15 protein-coding genes and 3 pseudogenes are annotated in these 16257 nt (G+C 55.0%); 9 read left to right on the top strand and 9 right to left on the bottom strand.

Annotation, left to right across the window (positions count from 1 at the left end; all coding sequences use genetic code 11):
- The first annotated feature begins 70 nt into the window (after window positions 1-70).
- Window positions 71-550 carry a helix-turn-helix domain-containing protein gene (locus WI754_RS27300; protein WP_341487110.1) on the top strand — a complete coding sequence of 160 codons (480 nt, stop codon included), beginning with the start codon at window positions 71-73 and terminating at the stop codon, window positions 548-550.
- 21 nt (window positions 551-571) lie between these two features.
- Here the strand turns inward: WI754_RS27300 and WI754_RS27295 are convergent, their stop codons facing one another.
- Both WI754_RS27295 and WI754_RS27290 read right to left on the bottom strand, forming a co-directional pair.
- Window positions 572-871: a hypothetical protein gene (locus WI754_RS27295; RefSeq protein ID WP_349438017.1), complete on the bottom strand. Its 300-nt coding sequence runs from the start codon at window positions 869-871 to the stop codon at window positions 572-574.
- Between the two features lie 394 nt (window positions 872-1265).
- Window positions 1266-2252, bottom strand: a complete 987-nt coding sequence (locus WI754_RS27290; RefSeq protein WP_341487108.1) for a class I SAM-dependent methyltransferase — start codon at window positions 2250-2252, stop codon at window positions 1266-1268.
- A 399-nt stretch (window positions 2253-2651) separates the two neighbouring features.
- Between WI754_RS27290 and WI754_RS27285 the strand changes: the two genes are divergently transcribed.
- The 3 genes from WI754_RS27285 to WI754_RS27275 all read left to right on the top strand — a co-directional run bounded on the left by WI754_RS27285 (window position 2652) and on the right by WI754_RS27275 (window position 6155).
- Window positions 2652-3398, top strand: a complete 747-nt coding sequence (locus tag WI754_RS27285) for an AraC family transcriptional regulator (protein WP_341487107.1) — start codon at window positions 2652-2654, stop codon at window positions 3396-3398.
- Window positions 3399-3522: 124 nt separating this feature from the next.
- Window positions 3523-4755, top strand: a complete 1233-nt coding sequence (locus WI754_RS27280) for an MFS transporter (protein ID WP_341487106.1) — start codon at window positions 3523-3525, stop codon at window positions 4753-4755.
- Window positions 4752-6155 carry a hypothetical protein gene (locus tag WI754_RS27275; RefSeq protein ID WP_341487105.1) on the top strand — a complete coding sequence of 468 codons (1404 nt, stop codon included), beginning with the start codon at window positions 4752-4754 and terminating at the stop codon, window positions 6153-6155. The genes WI754_RS27280 and WI754_RS27275 overlap by 4 nt, the downstream gene beginning before the upstream one ends.
- Window positions 6156-6375: 220 nt before the next feature.
- Here WI754_RS27275 and WI754_RS27270 read toward each other — a convergent pair whose 3' ends face one another.
- Window positions 6376-6582 (bottom strand): helix-turn-helix transcriptional regulator, encoded by a 207-nt coding sequence (locus tag WI754_RS27270; protein WP_341487104.1) that lies wholly within the window; start codon window positions 6580-6582, stop codon window positions 6376-6378.
- 135 nt (window positions 6583-6717) lie between these two features.
- On the opposite strand from WI754_RS27270, the gene WI754_RS27265 reads away from it, so the two are divergent.
- Window positions 6718-7218 carry a helix-turn-helix transcriptional regulator gene (locus WI754_RS27265; protein ID WP_349438016.1) on the top strand — a complete coding sequence of 167 codons (501 nt, stop codon included), beginning with the start codon at window positions 6718-6720 and terminating at the stop codon, window positions 7216-7218.
- A gap of 53 nt (window positions 7219-7271) precedes the next feature.
- Here WI754_RS27265 and WI754_RS27260 read toward each other — a convergent pair.
- The 5 genes and pseudogenes from WI754_RS27260 to WI754_RS27240 form a co-directional block, all read right to left on the bottom strand.
- Window positions 7272-7771 (bottom strand): annotated as a pseudogene (locus tag WI754_RS27260) (IS5 family transposase); the annotation flags it as partial.
- A gap of 66 nt (window positions 7772-7837) precedes the next feature.
- A complete protein-coding gene (locus WI754_RS27255) occupies window positions 7838-9121 on the bottom strand; it encodes a CapA family protein (protein WP_341487102.1) in 1284 nt (427 codons plus the stop codon).
- Between the two features lie 72 nt (window positions 9122-9193).
- Window positions 9194-10042 (bottom strand): transporter substrate-binding domain-containing protein, encoded by an 849-nt coding sequence (locus WI754_RS27250; protein ID WP_341487101.1) that lies wholly within the window; start codon window positions 10040-10042, stop codon window positions 9194-9196.
- Between the two features lie 11 nt (window positions 10043-10053).
- Window positions 10054-10836 (bottom strand): ABC transporter permease, encoded by a 783-nt coding sequence (locus WI754_RS27245; protein ID WP_341487100.1) that lies wholly within the window; start codon window positions 10834-10836, stop codon window positions 10054-10056.
- A complete protein-coding gene (locus tag WI754_RS27240) occupies window positions 10833-11510 on the bottom strand; it encodes an ABC transporter permease subunit (RefSeq protein WP_341487099.1) in 678 nt (225 codons plus the stop codon). Before WI754_RS27240 ends, WI754_RS27245 begins: the two co-directional genes overlap by 4 nt.
- Before the next feature lie 249 nt (window positions 11511-11759).
- Here WI754_RS27240 and WI754_RS27235 point away from each other — a divergent pair, with 249 nt between their 5' ends.
- Window positions 11760-12698: a LysR family transcriptional regulator gene (locus tag WI754_RS27235; RefSeq protein ID WP_341487098.1), complete on the top strand. Its 939-nt coding sequence runs from the start codon at window positions 11760-11762 to the stop codon at window positions 12696-12698.
- 72 nt (window positions 12699-12770) lie between these two features.
- Window positions 12771-13205, top strand: coding sequence for a hypothetical protein (locus tag WI754_RS27230; RefSeq protein ID WP_341487097.1), 435 nt, complete (start codon window positions 12771-12773; stop codon window positions 13203-13205).
- Here the strand turns inward: WI754_RS27230 and WI754_RS27225 are convergent.
- Window positions 13180-13893: pseudogene (locus WI754_RS27225) on the bottom strand (IS5 family transposase). The gene WI754_RS27230 and the pseudogene WI754_RS27225 sit on opposite strands and share 26 nt — an antisense overlap.
- 99 nt (window positions 13894-13992) lie before the next feature.
- Here WI754_RS27225 and WI754_RS27220 point away from each other — a divergent pair.
- Both WI754_RS27220 and WI754_RS27215 read left to right on the top strand, forming a co-directional pair.
- Window positions 13993-14610 (top strand): DUF4304 domain-containing protein, encoded by a 618-nt coding sequence (locus WI754_RS27220; RefSeq protein ID WP_341487096.1) that lies wholly within the window; start codon window positions 13993-13995, stop codon window positions 14608-14610.
- Window positions 14611-14715: 105 nt separating this feature from the next.
- Window positions 14716-16065: pseudogene (locus WI754_RS27215) on the top strand (IS701 family transposase).
- The last annotated feature ends 192 nt before the right edge of the window (window positions 16066-16257 follow it).

The following is a 16257-nucleotide window of genomic DNA, read 5'->3' as shown; positions in this document are numbered from 1 at the left end:
AACGAAGTGCATAGCCATTCGGCCGCATCGTAATGTATGACTCGCGCCTTGCGGATTGGGTTAGTGGGATATGACGACAAAATTGGAAAGTCACATCGCGGACTTGGGACTGGTGAAGACATCGGATCCTGAAAATGAAAAGCCTGTCTACCGACGGGAGGGATTTGACGGTATCTCCGCGTTCGCTGAGCTCGATAACAAGGTCGGTGAGGCACTCAGGAACTGTCGCCAGGCCAAGAATCTTAGCAGGGCTGAGCTTGCAACGCTCGTTGGCCTGAGCGAGCAGGTCTATGGCCGGTACGAACGCAATTCATCGAAGATGCATGTCAGCAGGCTGATCCATCTAAGCGAGGTATTGGGCGTCTCACCGCTTACCATGCTCTTTTCGGCAGCCCCCCATTTATGGGGCGCGACCGAGAAGGAAGCCGACACCCGCTTTCGAATGATGAAGTTGCTGGAAGACCTTCCAAATGACACGATGTCATCGATCGTCACACTTCTCGAGACAGTTTCCGTTCTTCAGAATGGGACCACGACACCCAAGACGTGAGCTGTCTGCCATGCCGCCATGTTACCGGAGGTGGTCGACGGATTCTTGGATTTTCGCGATCGTGGCTGTGTCAAAAGAGCCCTTCGTACTGGCCAGGAAATAGACGAGATAAATCAGCTTGACCTGTGCCTCGCGGGCAGAGGACGGTCGCCAATGGATTATTTTGTTTCGGACCAACTCCTCTTCGGCCACCACCTGCCCGAGCTTTCCGCAATCCCTGGCGCCGTTGGCGACATCCTGCCTCAGGGTTCTCACCGACGCTACGATGTTCGCGTGATGCGCCGTTAGCAAAAACAGGTTCTCGCCGGGACAATCGTTCATCGGATCACCTTGGTGGACTTTGAGCCGCTCCTCGACACTCTGCTTTTCGGAGGCCGCATTCGCTCATGCGCCGGCTTGGCGGATCTCTTCCCTGATCCCGTCGATTGCAACGCAGAGGCCTTGATCTGCGGCTCGGTATGTGAGGCAGTCAGGCAGATTCGCAAGCCCGCTTCGCCCCGGGAGACGGTCGGAAAGAAAATTGCCGATGTGTAGAATCCGAGCTGCAGCAGTTGCCTTGCTGCAGCGACGGAAAGCAGCTCGTCGCCCAACCGTATGGTTCGGATCGGCAGGTCGCTTGCCATGTCCTGTGTCGGAATCAGCCAGTCAAGGAGTGTCAGGTTTCGCCTCAACGTCTCCTGCCGTCTGGCGAGTTCATTAGTCTGATTTCCTCCAATCATCCAAGCTCCAGCGTTGGAATAAGTCGGTACGGAATGTGTCCGTAGACGTACTCGTCTGGTATGGCCGGGGCGGGCAACATGGCCAAAAAACGATCGACATTCTCAGCGCTATTGCTGGCAACAAGGGTGTAGAAGTTTCCGCTGTTCCACGTCACCACGCAATGATCAAAGAAGGCGCGCATCGTTTTCGCGATTTCGCGCAACGTGACCTCGTTTTTGTCCATTTGCGTCAAGACCACATCTTCCTTCGCCTTGATGTCGTCACTGCTGAAAAAGCGTGTTTTAAACCCGTAGTCCTTCTGGTTTTCTCGGCGGCGATACTCAGTCTCATCCTCATGCTTGAATTTTTCGACGAACAAGAACAATCCGTCCTTCTTGAGGTGCTGCGAGACAAACCGGATCTGGTCGTGGCGATTGGACGAGTACATTTGAAAAGTCGTGTCTTCCAAGATGATGTCGAACCCATCCGCGAATTTTTTGAGATCTTCGCTGCTCTGGATGCGTTCAGGAGTAAGATGGTGAAATGGTCCATGGAAGAAGTTGGCATGGGGAGGGACGCCATAAGCGTAGAAGCTCCGTAGGTTCTCGACGTTAGGACTGCAGGAGAGCGTTTGGATTTTTCCGCCGCCGATTTCGGAGATGGTTCGAGCCATGGTGCCCTCAGCTGTTCCGAGCGAATAGAGCTTCAGGGTTGTTCTCTTCTTTCGAGCATATTTTATGACGGCGCATCCGATACGGCACTCTTCTTCAAGCCGATACGGAATGCTGCTGAGGTAGTGCTGATCAAAAGGACCTTGCCGTACGTCGTGAACGGCGGCAAATTGGACAAGGGTACCGTCCTTCGGCAACAGGCGTCGGTCGAGACGCGGTCGACGAAGGGGCACCCCGGACTGTCCAGCAGCCGTTGCAGAAAAGAAATCGCTAAGTTCGTTCAGGCGAGGCCCGCGCTCGCATTCCTCGATGAAGCTGGAAAAATCTTGCATGTGAAGTTCAATCCTTCTCACATGCATCATTGCGGATATTGGGTTGAAGTTGACGCGGGCCCCGCAGCGAACTGGGCGCGCAGCCTTTGAGCAATGACGCACCGACACAACTAGGCGAACGCATCAGCCGCGCGCATTCACGCTTTTGCTGCACTTTCACAAAATTGCTACAATATCGCTACCGACAGTTAACGCTGACGTAATTGGCAACTTCTGGTTATCGCACGCATGGTATGGTCGGTTTCGATCTGAAAGAGCAGTCGCCACATGTTGAGCCCCCCTTCATCGAACCTGATGAGATATTCGGACGGTCACCTTGTCCTTCACAACCACGCAACATGGAACAATGTGCGCGCGGACCTCTTTCGCCGGGCAGATCTTAAGCGGCAAGAAACACAGGTGGCCGTCGACCAGCATTCGATCTTTCTCAATATCAAGGGCGTTGCCAGGATTGGTGAGAGCTATCTTGATGGCAGGCGCGTCGGCTTCATTCAGCGGCCAGAAGGATCGCTTTCCTATATTCCGCCGGGGTGCACCTGGAGCGGATGGGATGAGGGCGATCAGACTGCGTCTTTTCTTCTGATCTCGGTCGAGAGAGACTTTGTTCACAGTCTGTTTGAAAAAATGCCAAGGGCTGGGCCACTGCGGCCTGATCTCGGCTTCAAGGATCTATCAATCCAGTTCGCCGCGCGTAAGATCGCTTCCGAACTTAAGCAGGATGACCCGGCAAGCGGGCTGATGGTTGAAAGCCATGTCTCGGCGATGTTCGCACAGTTGTTGCGCCGGTCGAACATCACACACAAGATCTCAAAGGGAGGGCTGGCGCCGACGGTGCTTAAGCGCATCGTGGATAAGATCAACCTCTCGACCGATCAGGCGATCACTCTTACGGAGCTTTCCGAGGATGCTGGTCTCAGTCTTTTCCATTTTTGCCGTGCGTTCAAGCAATCTACCGGCCACTCCCCCCACGCCTACCTCAACCGCAGCAGGCTTCAGCGCGTAAGCGATTTACTCCGGACGACCGACATTTCAATAACGGAAATCGCGCTGGCTTGCGGCTATTCAAGTGCTAGCCATATGTCCACAAGTTTCAATCGCCAACTTGGCGTTCCCCCGATCGCATATCGAAAGGCATGGAGGGAATAGGTCGCCTTTGTCTCAAACAACAGCAAGATTGTGAAAGCCGAGTCCATTAGGCGAGCGCTAATCTAACGCAGGCGGCGTTTGGTACCGCTCGATATCACTTGAGGCAACTAATGGACCTGATTTCATGACGTATGCCGCTATTGCTCGACGAAGCTCCGAACGCCAGCTTTTTTTTCTCTGCGTTACCTCAGGCGCCGCTGGCCGCAATGCTTACTTCGTAGTCGCCGCTTGGATAGCCGCGGACTCCAGTCATGGCCCAAGCGCCGTCGCCATACTTCTAGGGCTTGGAAGTATGGCAGAACTTCTCACAACGAATCTTGGCGGCGCGTTGGTTGACCGGTTCGACCGGAAGATCATTTGTATAGCCTGCGATTTTTTGCGCCTCGTGCTGATGGCAGCCAGCAGCTTGGGGCTCCATTACGCCGATCCGCTGGGTATCCTCTTTATATCGTGGGTTCTCTACGCGGTTCTGGATAGAACATATCTCACCTCCCTACAGGCCCTCGTTCCCTCGCTTACGGAGCGTAGCCATCTGATCGCGTTCAACTCGCTCTTATATATCGGTATGCAGTTCGGCAATCTGCTTGCAGCACTCGCCGCGGGGTTGCTCCTCAGCATGACGACCCGAGAACACTGCTTCCTTTTTGCGTTGGCTTGCTTTGCACTTTCCCTCTCGGGAATGTTGGCGCTGTACACTTTTCAAGTGCCTCGGGCGTTCGCCACCCCCGCGGTGCATGGCGACTGTCTTCAGCAAGGACGCGCCCTGCCTGCCATTCTGCCGCTTGGACCGCTGAGAATGAGCGCCCTCTGTTACGCGTTAATATACGCGATGGGCATGCTCGTCAGCGTTCTGGGGTCGGCCTTTGTCCTCCAAGAACTGAACGGCACTGCGCTACAATTTGGTTACCTCGAGGCGGCATGGGCCGCAGGGTCGATTGCGGGCTGCGTCCTTCTCGCGATTTACAGCGCATGCGGGAAGGGGCTCGGTATCGCAGTCCATTTATGCCTGTCAGGGATTGTCCTCGCCGGCTTTTTGTTCCTCCCGAATATCATCCTCGCGCTGGTGCAGATGACGATCTTGGGCGTAAGCTACAACGTCGCGCGGGTTTTGATCGATGCCGAGGTGCAACATGTGGTCCCCAATCGTGAATTGGGCCGCGCTCGTAGCCAAATACACACCGTGTGTGTGGCCGTCGGGCTTTTCGTATATGGTCTCATTACGCTTCTGGGGAATGCGGTCCGGCCTTCGGCCGTTTTCGGGTTCTTCGGCCTCCTCATGCTTGCCGTCGCTCTCGCAATCATTCTCTTGACGTTGAAAAGAGGAGCGCCGGTGGTGGATCGGCCCATTTCAACATGAACCAGCAGCCACTATCCGAGGGGGACGCGGTTTCCAAAGGAGATATCCTCGCGCTTATGTTCGAGTTATTCCCTTGGGCACGCTCGTATCAGCAGACTCCGGTCCGCGATTATGCAAAGGCAGCGTTTGATGTGGCTCCATTGAGTCCGGACTGCACCATACGTCATCACGCGATGTCCTTACTCCGTTCTTGGATTGGACGGGCTGCGCGCCTTAGGGGTTTTGCCGAGCCGCAGGTTTCACGGTTTGAAACTGAAATCATGGCCTTTCCGGTCATGCAGACCGGTCCTCACCTTCATCTGCTGATCGAACCTGACGCATTTTATACCCACCTTTTCAGCTTGATGGGCCTGAACGCTCACAGAAGGCAATCTTACATTTCTTATGCTTGTTCGACTGTTAAGTTTGTCGAGCGCGGCCGTAAGGGGCCTGCGTGGCTGAATCTTGATGGGCAGGCGATCAACGTCTTTGGCCTTTCGCGCCGTAAGATGATCCCATACAGCATTCTTGCCAAGAACGATCGCTATGGGTTTCGTCTGCAAAATGCCGATCTGCCTGGCCACGCGCCCGAGGCCATTGTACGTCTCATGCGCATTCTGCCCAGTTCGGACTTTCCGTCGGCTGCTGAAGCGATCAAGAATGCGAACCGCTGCCTTTGGGATCACTATTTCAAAGGGTGCGCGGATTTTCTTCAGCTTGACGATGACGACGTCGCCGATCTCGTCATTGCTCATCTTTGCGATGAGCAATCCTGGTTGCGCCTACGCCTGATCGAGGACAGAACGCTCGCGTCGGAGGTGCTCGCCTCAATCGACCAGTTGGCCGGGACCGCTTGGCGCGGATGGCTGAAAAATTCAACGCACTTCTTTTGGGGCTGTGACGACGGCAAGCTGTTTCCTCTTTGGTTGGACGGCGCGTTTCTTCGGGCTTCGACGCAAGCAAAATTGGTAATCCCGTTTTCGGCAACGAGTCTTGTTGACGCCTTGCGAAGCCGCACGATCGTGCCGAATCTCCTACTGATGTTCATCGTAACGTCCATGTTGCCCGGCGTACGCGTTCTCGGGGGAAGTCGCCATGTGGTTTATTATCCGTTGATGCGATATGCCGTCTGCAATGCGCTGCGGAAGAATGGGGCGGATCGCTCGCTTTTGGTGACGCTTTCCCGGGACGTCAGGCCAGGTGCATGGGGGCATCGGGTCATCTCTGCGGCGGCCGAACCGTTCTCATTGATCGAGGAGGCTGGGATTTCCGCACTGCTCGATGACTATGGTGGGTTAAATCTGGAAGAGGCTTGTGGCCCATTATCGGGCTTTACGCAGGATCCACTGTGGGCTGGGTTAGCAGAAGCCTTTGCGTCAGGCAAAGCAAGTCCAGCGTCTGCCTATTGGGCCTTATCTTGATTTCACGCTGAGCTTCGTTCTCCAGTATGGCGGGCCGAGCCTGTCGTCGATTAACCCTCGACGCTGCAGTCTACCCTCACAGTGAAGTCATTGAATCTTGTGACAAATCTCGTGCGGAAATTTCTTCGGCTGCCGAACCATTTGCGCTCCTCGAAGAACCGGGCACGTTGCTTTTGCTCGTATACGCCCCTCAGAAAAGATCCTCACTTACCCGCTACGGTTAGCGCTTGAGTAGTTCCGCTGCTTCCCTGTCAAGAGCCCGGGCAAGGCGGTCCACTACGTCAATGCTTGCGTTGTAAACGCATCGCTCCAATGAACTGACATACGTGCGGTCAATCCCAGCTCGATGAGCGAGTTCCTCCTGCGAGAAGCCTCTAGCCTCCCGCATAGCTTTCAAATTTCGCGCAAACACCTCTCGAATTTCCATAGTCGAGAGAACAGCGGCTTGATGAGTATTTAGCTACGGAGTATACTCTACAATAGGGCATAGCATAGAGCTTTGTAGCTAAGAAGCCGCAGGTGCTGTGATGCTCAAGAAGTGAGAACTGGAGGAAGGCAGGAGATGGATCGTCGAGGACCAAAAGCTCAGTTCAGGCCGCAAAAGTCCGCCATGTCGCGTCAAACACGCGAAATAGATAATCTAAAACACCCTGTAGATAGGCATGTCGGTCAGCAGATCCGCATCCGCAGGATCCAAACCAATGTGTCGCAAAGTGATCTCGCAGCCGGGATCGGCGTCAGCTTTCAACAGGTCCAGAAATACGAAAACGGCAAGAACCGGGTCAGCGCCTCCATGCTCTATGAAGTCGCGAGTTGCCTGAAAATGCCCGTGGCCAAGCTGTTTGAGGGCCTTCCAGAACCGGAGGGCGAAAATGCGGGGCCCGTGGTCAGCAACATTGATGAGCGCATCGCCTACATCTCAACCGCGGAAGGCCGTCGGTTGATTGAGAATGTTCTTCAGTTGCCGCAGCGCGTTCGCAGCCGGGTCATAGCCCTTGTGAACTCGATCGCCGAGGAAGAGCTGGAAGAGCAACTGCGTGTTCCAGGTGAAGTGGGCAGCTAGTCTCGATTCCCGTGGCGAGAAGCTCTTGGCGGACCAGGTGCTGTCGTAGCTGCAATGAGGCAATCTGCTTTGGGCAATGCGTTGAGCACGATCCGGGCGCCCTTGTGGTCGCTGATCTGGCCTTCAGAGAGCAGCATGATGATCGGCCGGCCGTGATCATCGCAGACGGCATGGAGCTTCGAGTTCAGTCCGCCCTTGGTTCGCCCGATACGACGGGGAACATCCCCTTTTTTAGAAGGCCTGCCGCGGTGCGGTGGGCCTTCAGATGTGTTGCGTCGATCATGATGCGCTCAGGCTGGGGGCCTTCCCCGGCCAAAGCGGCGAAAATCCTGTCGAACACGCCGAGCCGGCTCCAGCGAATGAAGCGGTTTTAGAGCGTCTTATGTGGCCCATAGTGCGAAGGTGCATCCTTCCAGTGCAGACCATTGCGGATCACATAGACGATGCCACTGACGACGCGCCGGTCGTCCATCCGCGCAACCCCATGAGAAAGCGGAAAATGCGGAGATATTCGAGCCATTTGGCGCTCGCTTAGCAGGAACAAATCACCCATCAGGACCTCCTTCAATGGAGACTCTGAATCACATTTCAAACGAAATTAATAGGTCCTGACCCTAGGTTAGCAAGGTGACTCGGAGGACCCAGACCATCCTCTTTCTTCCATGTCCGCAACATTGATTTGGCCAAGGTTTCCATCACGAGTGAGATGCGTTTGGAACATCCGGCAACGATCAGCAAGCCCAACCAAAATGTCTTGAGCTGTTGCGCCGTGAACCAGAATGGGAAAGGGGAGGCGCGTTTTTTGCCGATCGTTAAGCGCCTCCGTTCCTCCAATGACGATCGGGTGAAGGTCAATACTTCGTAGCGCGCCGTCCCTATCAAACACACACGAGGCGATGACGCTTTCCCAAACTTCTCGCGGACTCCACTCCTCTTCATCATTTTCTGCATGGAAGAGGAAATTGCCCAGACCATAAAAGATCGGGGCTTTTCTGTAAATCTCGATCGCTTGAAGAACAGGTGCTCCGTGGCTGACGAACATCCGAGCACCAGCATCGATACACAAACGGGCAAATTCCTGGACCCAGGTTGGGACAATGCGCCAGTCCGGCTCCCAATGGTGATGGTGAAGATAAGCGATCACAAAGGTGCCTCGCGCGGCCGACCTCCTGATTTCTGCGAGCTGGGTCAGTGCACTGCGCGGATCGACTAGGATGCGCCGTAAATTTCGGTCGGACCGCCGGAAAATCGTTCCATAGAAGTCGATTTCCTTGGCCCCGGCAACATTTGGCGGATCTTCTGGCTGAGCGTAGTTTGCACGCTCAAGATAGCTGCTTTGAAAGTTCTCCTGCAAATCTCTCAGGAAGTTGAAGACCGGCGGCTCGACTTCAAACAGTCGTGAAACTTTGAGTTGATTGACGCCCGGTCGTGCAGGGCGTCCCTTTCCTGAATCGTCTGCATACATGATAGAAAGCCCGGGTCCGGCATCCATAGCGATCAATCCGATGTTGTTGCCGGGGAATGTTTTGTCGATCACCCTGCCGGCGTGCTGTCTGTCTATTCCTATCCCGGCATGAAGAAATTCATTCGCGCTTGCCTCTTCCAGGGTCGACAGGACCCCGGATGGACCGAGGTCGAAGGCATGATTATTTGCAAGGGCCACGGTATTGAAACCGATGAACTTCAGCGCTGCCATGACCTCGGGCGGGGCACAGCCAAAATAAGAACCCTTCATCGGCCAGCCGCCGTGTCGGCCATAGACTGTCATCTCAAAGTTTGTGATGGAGACTTCGGCCGCCTTGATGATGTCGATAACGGCCAAGAACCGGGGATCGACGACAGCGCGAAGGTCGTGGCGGATGAGCGATTGGCCAGTCACGGCTACCGTAAACGAAGAACCCATTTTAGATCCCGTAAGCTTGAAAGTGAAATGCCGGATGGTATTTCACGGCATACTGTTAGCGAAGGTCAGCGGTCACCGGAATGATGACGGGGAGACGTCGATACCAAACCATTGAACGCTCAGCCGCTTGAGCGTTCCGTCGGCTCTGGCTGCCGCAATAGCGGCATCGAATGCGGCAACAAGATCGGGATCCCCTAGGCGTGTGCCCACGCCTACGCCCGGTCCCCACGCTCCCCCGGAGAGTTGCGGACCATAGAACGCGGCAATATCGCCGTCCTCGCTGTCCAGGAATGTTTTCCAGGTGAAATAGTCCGCAAGACCACCGTCGATCCGTTCTGCGCTAAGGTCGAGATGCAAATTGTCTTGGGAATCATAGCCTCTGACCGTCGCAACTGAGCCGAACAACGCGTTGAGAACAACCTCGGAGTTGGAGGACCGCAGAACGCCAAAAGTCTTTCCACTGAGAGCTGCTTTCAACTGGTCCAGGGTCTGCTTCTTTCCGGCGTCAATCTCAGTAAGGTCCAGTTTCTGCGATGTGTCAGTTGGCGGAAGGTTGAGATCTTTGCGCACCACGAGTTGATTGAAACCGCCGGCATAGGGCTGCGAGAAAGCGATCGATTTCTTCCGCCTCTCTGTTATCGCCATTCCCGACATGATTGCATCGAATTTTCCAACCGTCAGGGCAGGGATGATACCATCCCAGTCTTGCGGCACGAATTCGCAGTCCAGTGACATCCGTCGGCAAAGCTCTTTTCCGACATCTATGTCGAAACCGGTAAGCTCACCCGAGGATCCGATCGCGTTCCACGGCGGCGATGCTCCTTCCGATGCAATGGTGAGTGATTTTCTTTCTGCGGCAGTAAGACTTGTGATGCCGAGCGAAAGATAGAGGATTGCAGAAATCGCGACTGATTTTCTCATGTCAGTTCCCTTTATTGATTGATGGATTGAGAGTTCGTCATGCGCAATCGTCCGTCCTGTAGGCGCTTGGGAACCGTGATATCGGCGTCACGGCCGCGCACCTGAGTGCCAGATGCGTAATTCGCGACGTTCCAGTGTCGTTCAAGCGCGCCCGAGAGCGTCGCGACAACGAATGTGAGACCGACGTAAAGCGCGCCAGCTACGAGGAATACTTCGTATGGGGCGAAGGTTGCCGAAACCAGTTTTCGCGCCAAACCGGTGATCTCGAGCAAGGTGATCGTGCTTGCGAGCGAGCTTGCCTTCAGCATGCCAATGACTTCATTCGTATAAGCGGGCAGTGTGATCCGCATCATCAGTGGAAATGTGATCAGTCGGAAAGTCTGAAGCCGGGTCAGACCAAGAGCCTTTGCAGCCTCGATCTGCCCGCGTGGTACGGCCTGAATTCCACCCCGAAAGACCTCCGTCGCATGGGCGGTGCTGTTTAACGTGAAGGCGAGCAGCGCGCACCAGAATGGTTCACGCATCAGAGGCCAAAGAACGCCGTGCCGAACAAACGATATTTGTCCGGCGCCGTAGTAGACAAGGAAAAGCTGGACCAGCAGCGGCGTGCCGCGAAAGGCATACGTATAGGCAAGCACCGGAAAGGACAGCCACTTTCTTCTTGACACACGCAGGATTGCCAGCGGTACCGATAGCGAAAACCCGGCAATGAGCGATGCGGCTGTCAGGGTGAAGGTGAGAGCCAGGCCAGAGGGAAGCGTCGCCAGCGCCTCGTAGATGACAGCGAGGTTCATGACTCCGCGCCCCCCGTTGCATACTGGCTAGAAAACCGCCGCTCCATGAGGGCAAAAGAGAGAAGGCAAAGGCTCGTGAGGGCGAGATAGATGGCCGACGCTGCGAGGTAAAATGGAAGGGGAGCGCGTAGTGATCCGGCACCGACGTAGGCGACACGCATGACGTCGGTGAGCCCGACGACAGAGATCAGCGACGTGTCCTTGATCAAGGATATGCAAAGGTTAGCGTAACCCGGAAGGGCGGTAGGGATCATCTGTGGGATGATGACGAGAGTCCAGACCTGCCAGGGCGATAAACCCAAGGACCCCGCGGCCTCTGTCTGGCCTGCCGGGATTGCGTTGATTGCCCCGCGAAAGACTTCAGCCGAATAGCCCCCAAACACGATTGTTAGGGCGATGACGCCTGCGGCAAGCGCATCGATTTCAACATAACTTCCGACAACGGCGCTTATGGCGGCGGTGCCGCCGAAATAGAATACCAGGATAATCAGCAACTCTGGGATACCTCGAACCAGGCTGGTGTAGCCACGGCCGACACGCGATCCGATGCCTTTTTCGGATGCGTTTACAATTGCCGTCAACAATCCCAGGACCGTTCCCAGGATGCCGCTCAAGAAAAAAACAGAAACCGTGTTCAGGAGGCCGTAGAGAAATTGATCAAAAAGCGCGCTCAAGTTTACCCCTCATGTATTTGTGTTTCTATTTCGAGTAAAATCTAACCAAATAGGTCGTCATTGCAAATATATAACCATAGGATGCAAATCAAATCGTCGATAATCGGTAGTTATTCATCTGTTATTTAGAAAATATACGTTGCAATGGCGCCGTCAATTTATAAGATGGAAAAAGATTCTGATAAGCGCAGCTTATCGTGCAGCGTCCGACGGCGTTTGTTGAAGAGCAGCCAGCAAGGAGGTTTTCACGTGGACAGTGATGGCTCGGGCCTCAAGCTGCGTCAGCTGCAGATGTTACGTGAGGTTGTGCGCTCTGGGTCCATGCGGCTTGCTGCGCGTGCGTTGCGCGTGAGCCAACCCGCGATCAGTCAGAATATCAAGCAACTCGAGGCGGCAATCGAATTCACGCTGTTCCGGCGGGACAACAGCCGCCTGATCCCAACCGAAAAGGCCTGGGAGTTGTTGCGGATCGTCGATGCGGTGTTTGTAGGACTGGATCGGGTAGAAAAATCCATCGCCGCCCTCAAGGGGAACGACTCGCACGTCATCGGCATTGCCGCGCCAGGCATATTCTCGCTGGGCGTTGTTCCTCGTGCCGTCAAGACAATTCGCGAGATCTATCCAGCGTGTTCGATACAGCTGAAATCCGGTAGTTATTCCGAGGTTGCAGATCACGTCCTCACCGGCCGGGCCGACCTTGGTATCTCTCGATTGCCATTGGACGACCGGATCTTCGAATGGACGCCGGTTGGCATGGCCAGAAATGTTTGTCTGTTTCCGCCGGATCACAGGTTCCTGTCGAAGCAGATTATAACACCGGAGGACCTTCTTGGAGAAGCCCTCATCGATATCGAGCCGCAGTTCTCCGCCCACCAGATGAACGTCAATGCTCTCCGATACATGGGGGTCAAACCTGACATTGCTGTCGAGTATGATGCGAACGGGCACGATGCCGGGTTCGTCGCGGCCGGCGTCGGAATATCCATCACGAACGAAATCGTTGCGCGGGAATATAACCATTTTGGTTTGGAGTTTCGCCTGTTCGAGCCCGGGGCGGTATACCATTATGTCGTCTTCTGGCAAAAGGCCCGATCGCTGAGCGAAGGGGTCCGCAGGGCTGCGGAGCAAATGGTCGTGGCGTTCAACGCACCTGAAAGCACCACCAACGGGCTGGCCACAACAGCCTAGTAGGTTCTGTTGACAAATAGGCTTTCCGTGGAGGTATTTGCGGAAGCCGAGAAACGCATTCGGAGAAGCAGGTTGGAAATACGGGACGACGTTTGGGTGCAGCTTTTGGATGAAAGCACAGGTTTCTCGGTCATTATCGAAGATGACGGCCACAAGGCCTATGCATATCTGATGGATGCCGCAAAGGTGATCGTAAGCGACGTATGGTTATATAATCGCGGTCCCGCTCCTAAGACAACAGATTGGGGCGATCCTTCGAAGTTGCCGTTCTCAAACCCGGCAGAATATGTAAGCGATATCATCTTCGAGCCAATAAGTAGCGCCTGTGAAGTTTCCATCCACTGGAAGCAACGTGCCAATCCGCCGATTGAGGCGCACCTTTCGGTGCGAGGACAACTTTTCGCAATACTACGACAAGGGATAGCACCGGGTTGGTCACGCCTCGCCGTCAAGGATGGCCCGCTGGCGAAGGTGCTTCAGCCTAGTGCAGTATCGGAAACTCCCTGAGCCAAAGGCGAATAGCGGCGAGCTGGACAAATGCGAGGTAGCTGTCTCTGGTCTTGTCATAACGCGTAGCGAGCCGACGAAAGTTCTTCAACTTGTTGAAGCACCGTTCAATACGATTGCGCATCGCATAAATGTAGCCATCAACGTTAATGGTGACCTTCCGGCTTTTCCGCATAGGAATGACAGTCGCAATTCGTTTGGCGTCCATATTTCACCTAATCTTATCCGAGTCATAGCCTCTATCGGCGATGATGACTTTGGCGGCAGGTCCACCAGCCGCCATTACCATGTCGAACCCAATGTAGTCAGACGTTTCGCCACCAGTCAGCTCGGCGCAAATCGGTAATCCGCAGGCATTTGTGCGTAGGTGAATCTTGGTCGAGTAACCGCCTCTCGACCGTCCCAAACCCTGATTTTGACTCCTCCTTTTGCGCCAGCGGCGCAGTGGTGCGCCCGGACAATCGTGGAATCGACCATCTGGACCGTCTCGCCCACACCTGTGGCATCATTTAGTGTTTCTAGCAGCAAGTCCCACCGGCAAATCGCGCCATTGCGCTCCTGTGCGAGCGATCCAGAAGATACCGTCTAAGACTAGACGATGATCGCGGGGCCGTCGTCCAGCGCCTTGTCGAGAAACAAATGGCTGAAAAAAGGCCCATTCCTCATCTGACATCAATGACCGGATCATGACTGCTCCTAAAAGCAACCTTGAATCATTTTTCAGCTGAGTTGTGAATCTTTCACAGCTGCAATACTGCTCGAAGCGGACCAAACCGGGGAGTGCACTTTGGAAAAGGCGTTGTCTTTGGAAGCCAGTATCAGAAACCATTTTGCGCCAGTTCTCCGGAGGGATGGCTTCAAAGGCTCGGGAAGAATTTTTCGGGCGACTGTTGGCGATATGATCTGCGTGGTCAATGTTCAAGGCAGCGTTTTTGGTGGGAGGTTTGCAGTCAATCTGGGAGTGCAGCCTATTGCGGTTCCGAGCGTTACGGGTGCCATCACAGACCCCAAGAAAATTGTGGAGAGTTCCTGCGAGTTCGGCCGGAGACTATCAGATGAGGGAGTTGATCACTGGTGGGACTATTCTGATCAGACAACGCTGGATCGCGCAGTAGACGAGGCGGCTCGAATGTACCAGAAGGTGGGAAGGAGCTTCTTTGAGCGGTTTACCTCATCCGACAACGAGCTGCGCGAAATCGCACCGGACAGTTCCATACCTCATGGCTACGCAGCAGACCTTAGGACTTCGGAGGCGCGTCTGTTCCGCGCCCTGGCACACATGAGACTGGTCGCCAATAAGGCCGATGAAGCTGTTCGCTTTGCAAAGATGGCTTTGGCCAACGGCGGCCCATCCTGGCAAGCGTACTCCGAGCTACAAAGCCTCATTCAACGAGCACAGAATTGATAAAGTGAACGTCAATTTGTCAACAGGACCTAGAACTACTTTGGCAGATTAATCCTCGGTTAACGATGATCGGCCATCTTTGGCACTTCAACAGGGGTGCGAAGGATGGCAGAGCAGGATGTTGCACTGACGGAATGGCTGAAGCCGTTCGTTGAGAAGCTTGGTCACAAGAAGCGGCGGCAGATGTGTCCGGTCTACATTTCGGGGCTCATCGGTCCGGGTGATCGCAAGAGCATCGAGCCGATGGCCGAACGCTTTGCGCCCGATCGCTACGACCGCCTGCATCATTTCATCTCGGATGGCATTTGGGATGCCGGTCCCCTTGAGACGGAATTGGCCGTGCAGGCCGACAGGACCGTCGGGGCTTCGGATGCCTTTCTGGTGATCGACGACACAGGCCTGCCGAAGAAGGGCGACCATTCCGTTGGGGTCGCGCCGCAATACGCGTCGATGCTTGGCAAGCGCGCCAATTGCCAGACACTGGTGTCCTTGACGTTGGCACGCGACGAGGTTCCCGTCCCGGTGGGCTTGCGGCTGTTCCTGCCCGAGAGTTGGACCAGTGACAAGGATCGAATGGCAAGAGCTGGCGTTCCCGAGCCGATGCGCAAACCGCGCACCAAGCCTGAGATTGCGCTCGAAGAGATTGATCGGCTGATCGCAACAGGCATGCGGTTTGGCACTGTGCTGGCTGACGCAGGCTACGGTCTATCGGCGGCGTTTCGCCAGGGATTGAGCGCACGCGGCCTGACCTGGGCTGTCGGGGTTCCCAAACATCAAAAGGTCTATCCCCATGATGTCGCATTGATCTTTCCTGTTGCTGGTCATGGACGACCGCGCAAGCATTCAATCCCCGATACGCTGTCGACGGCAGCCGAAACGATGCTGGCGGCATCGACATGGAAGACGCTCAGCTGGCGTCGTGGCACCAAAGGTCGCTTGACCGCGCGCTTTGCTGCCCTGCGTGTTCGAATTGCCGATGGCAATCCGCAACGTATCCTCGACAAAGGACAGCAGCATATGCCGGGCGAGGAAGCCTGGCTGGTTGGCGAGTGGCGCTCAAACGATGAACGCAAATACTATCTGTCCAACCTCCCAGCCGAGGCGACATTCAAGCAGCTGGCGGCTGCCATCAAAGCCCGATGGGTCTGCGAGCAGGCGCATCAACAAATGAAAGAAGAACTTGGCCTCGATCACTTTGAAGGCCGATCATGGCAAGGTCTGCATCGACACGCACTGATGACAATGATCGCTTATGCCTTCCTGCAGCATCAGCGCCTAAACAAGGCCAAGCGGGAAAAAAACCAAGAGGCACGGCCCGCCTAAACCGACACTGCCAGCCATCCGACGCGCGGTCATAAACACCCTCTTATCAGCGTCAGCCCCACAACGATGTCCGCACTGCCGAATCCGGTTCAGAACGCCAAAATACATTCTGCCAAAGTAGTGCTAGTCTAGTCTAGGCGAACGCCTTGGCAAGCAAGGTGAATGGCTATGCTTTAAGGAAACGCGGCGCCGAATCCCGCGATTGCGTCATTCGCTGTAGCCGCAAGAGCTGTTTTCAACGAGGCCGAACAGGCGTGACAGCACACGTGCCCGCCGCGCAGAGGCCACTACCCCGGAGTAATCAAAGGAGCCCAGGACAAGACG

Source organism: Pararhizobium sp. A13 (assembly GCF_040126305.1).
GTDB lineage: Bacteria > Pseudomonadota > Alphaproteobacteria > Rhizobiales > Rhizobiaceae > Pararhizobium.
This window is presented reverse-complemented; position numbering and strand designations above follow the sequence as displayed.

What these genes read in the sequence shown, in the direction of transcription:
- WI754_RS27265 (WP_349438016.1), top strand. Translation starts at nt 6,718, where the DNA reads ATGGATCGTCGAGGACCAAAAGCTCAGTTCAGGCCGCAAAAGTCCGCC.
- WI754_RS27280 (WP_341487106.1), top strand. Translation starts at nt 3,523, where the DNA reads ATGACGTATGCCGCTATTGCTCGACGAAGCTCCGAACGCCAGCTTTTT.
- WI754_RS27295 (WP_349438017.1), bottom strand. Translation starts at nt 871, where the DNA reads ATGAACGATTGTCCCGGCGAGAACCTGTTTTTGCTAACGGCGCATCAC.
- WI754_RS27270 (WP_341487104.1), bottom strand. Translation starts at nt 6,582, where the DNA reads ATGGAAATTCGAGAGGTGTTTGCGCGAAATTTGAAAGCTATGCGGGAG.
- WI754_RS27290 (WP_341487108.1), bottom strand. Translation starts at nt 2,252, where the DNA reads ATGCAAGATTTTTCCAGCTTCATCGAGGAATGCGAGCGCGGGCCTCGC.
- WI754_RS27275 (WP_341487105.1), top strand. Translation starts at nt 4,752, where the DNA reads ATGAACCAGCAGCCACTATCCGAGGGGGACGCGGTTTCCAAAGGAGAT.
- WI754_RS27245 (WP_341487100.1), bottom strand. Translation starts at nt 10,836, where the DNA reads ATGAACCTCGCTGTCATCTACGAGGCGCTGGCGACGCTTCCCTCTGGC.
- WI754_RS27250 (WP_341487101.1), bottom strand. Translation starts at nt 10,042, where the DNA reads ATGAGAAAATCAGTCGCGATTTCTGCAATCCTCTATCTTTCGCTCGGC.
- WI754_RS27255 (WP_341487102.1), bottom strand. Translation starts at nt 9,121, where the DNA reads ATGGGTTCTTCGTTTACGGTAGCCGTGACTGGCCAATCGCTCATCCGC.
- WI754_RS27300 (WP_341487110.1), top strand. Translation starts at nt 71, where the DNA reads ATGACGACAAAATTGGAAAGTCACATCGCGGACTTGGGACTGGTGAAG.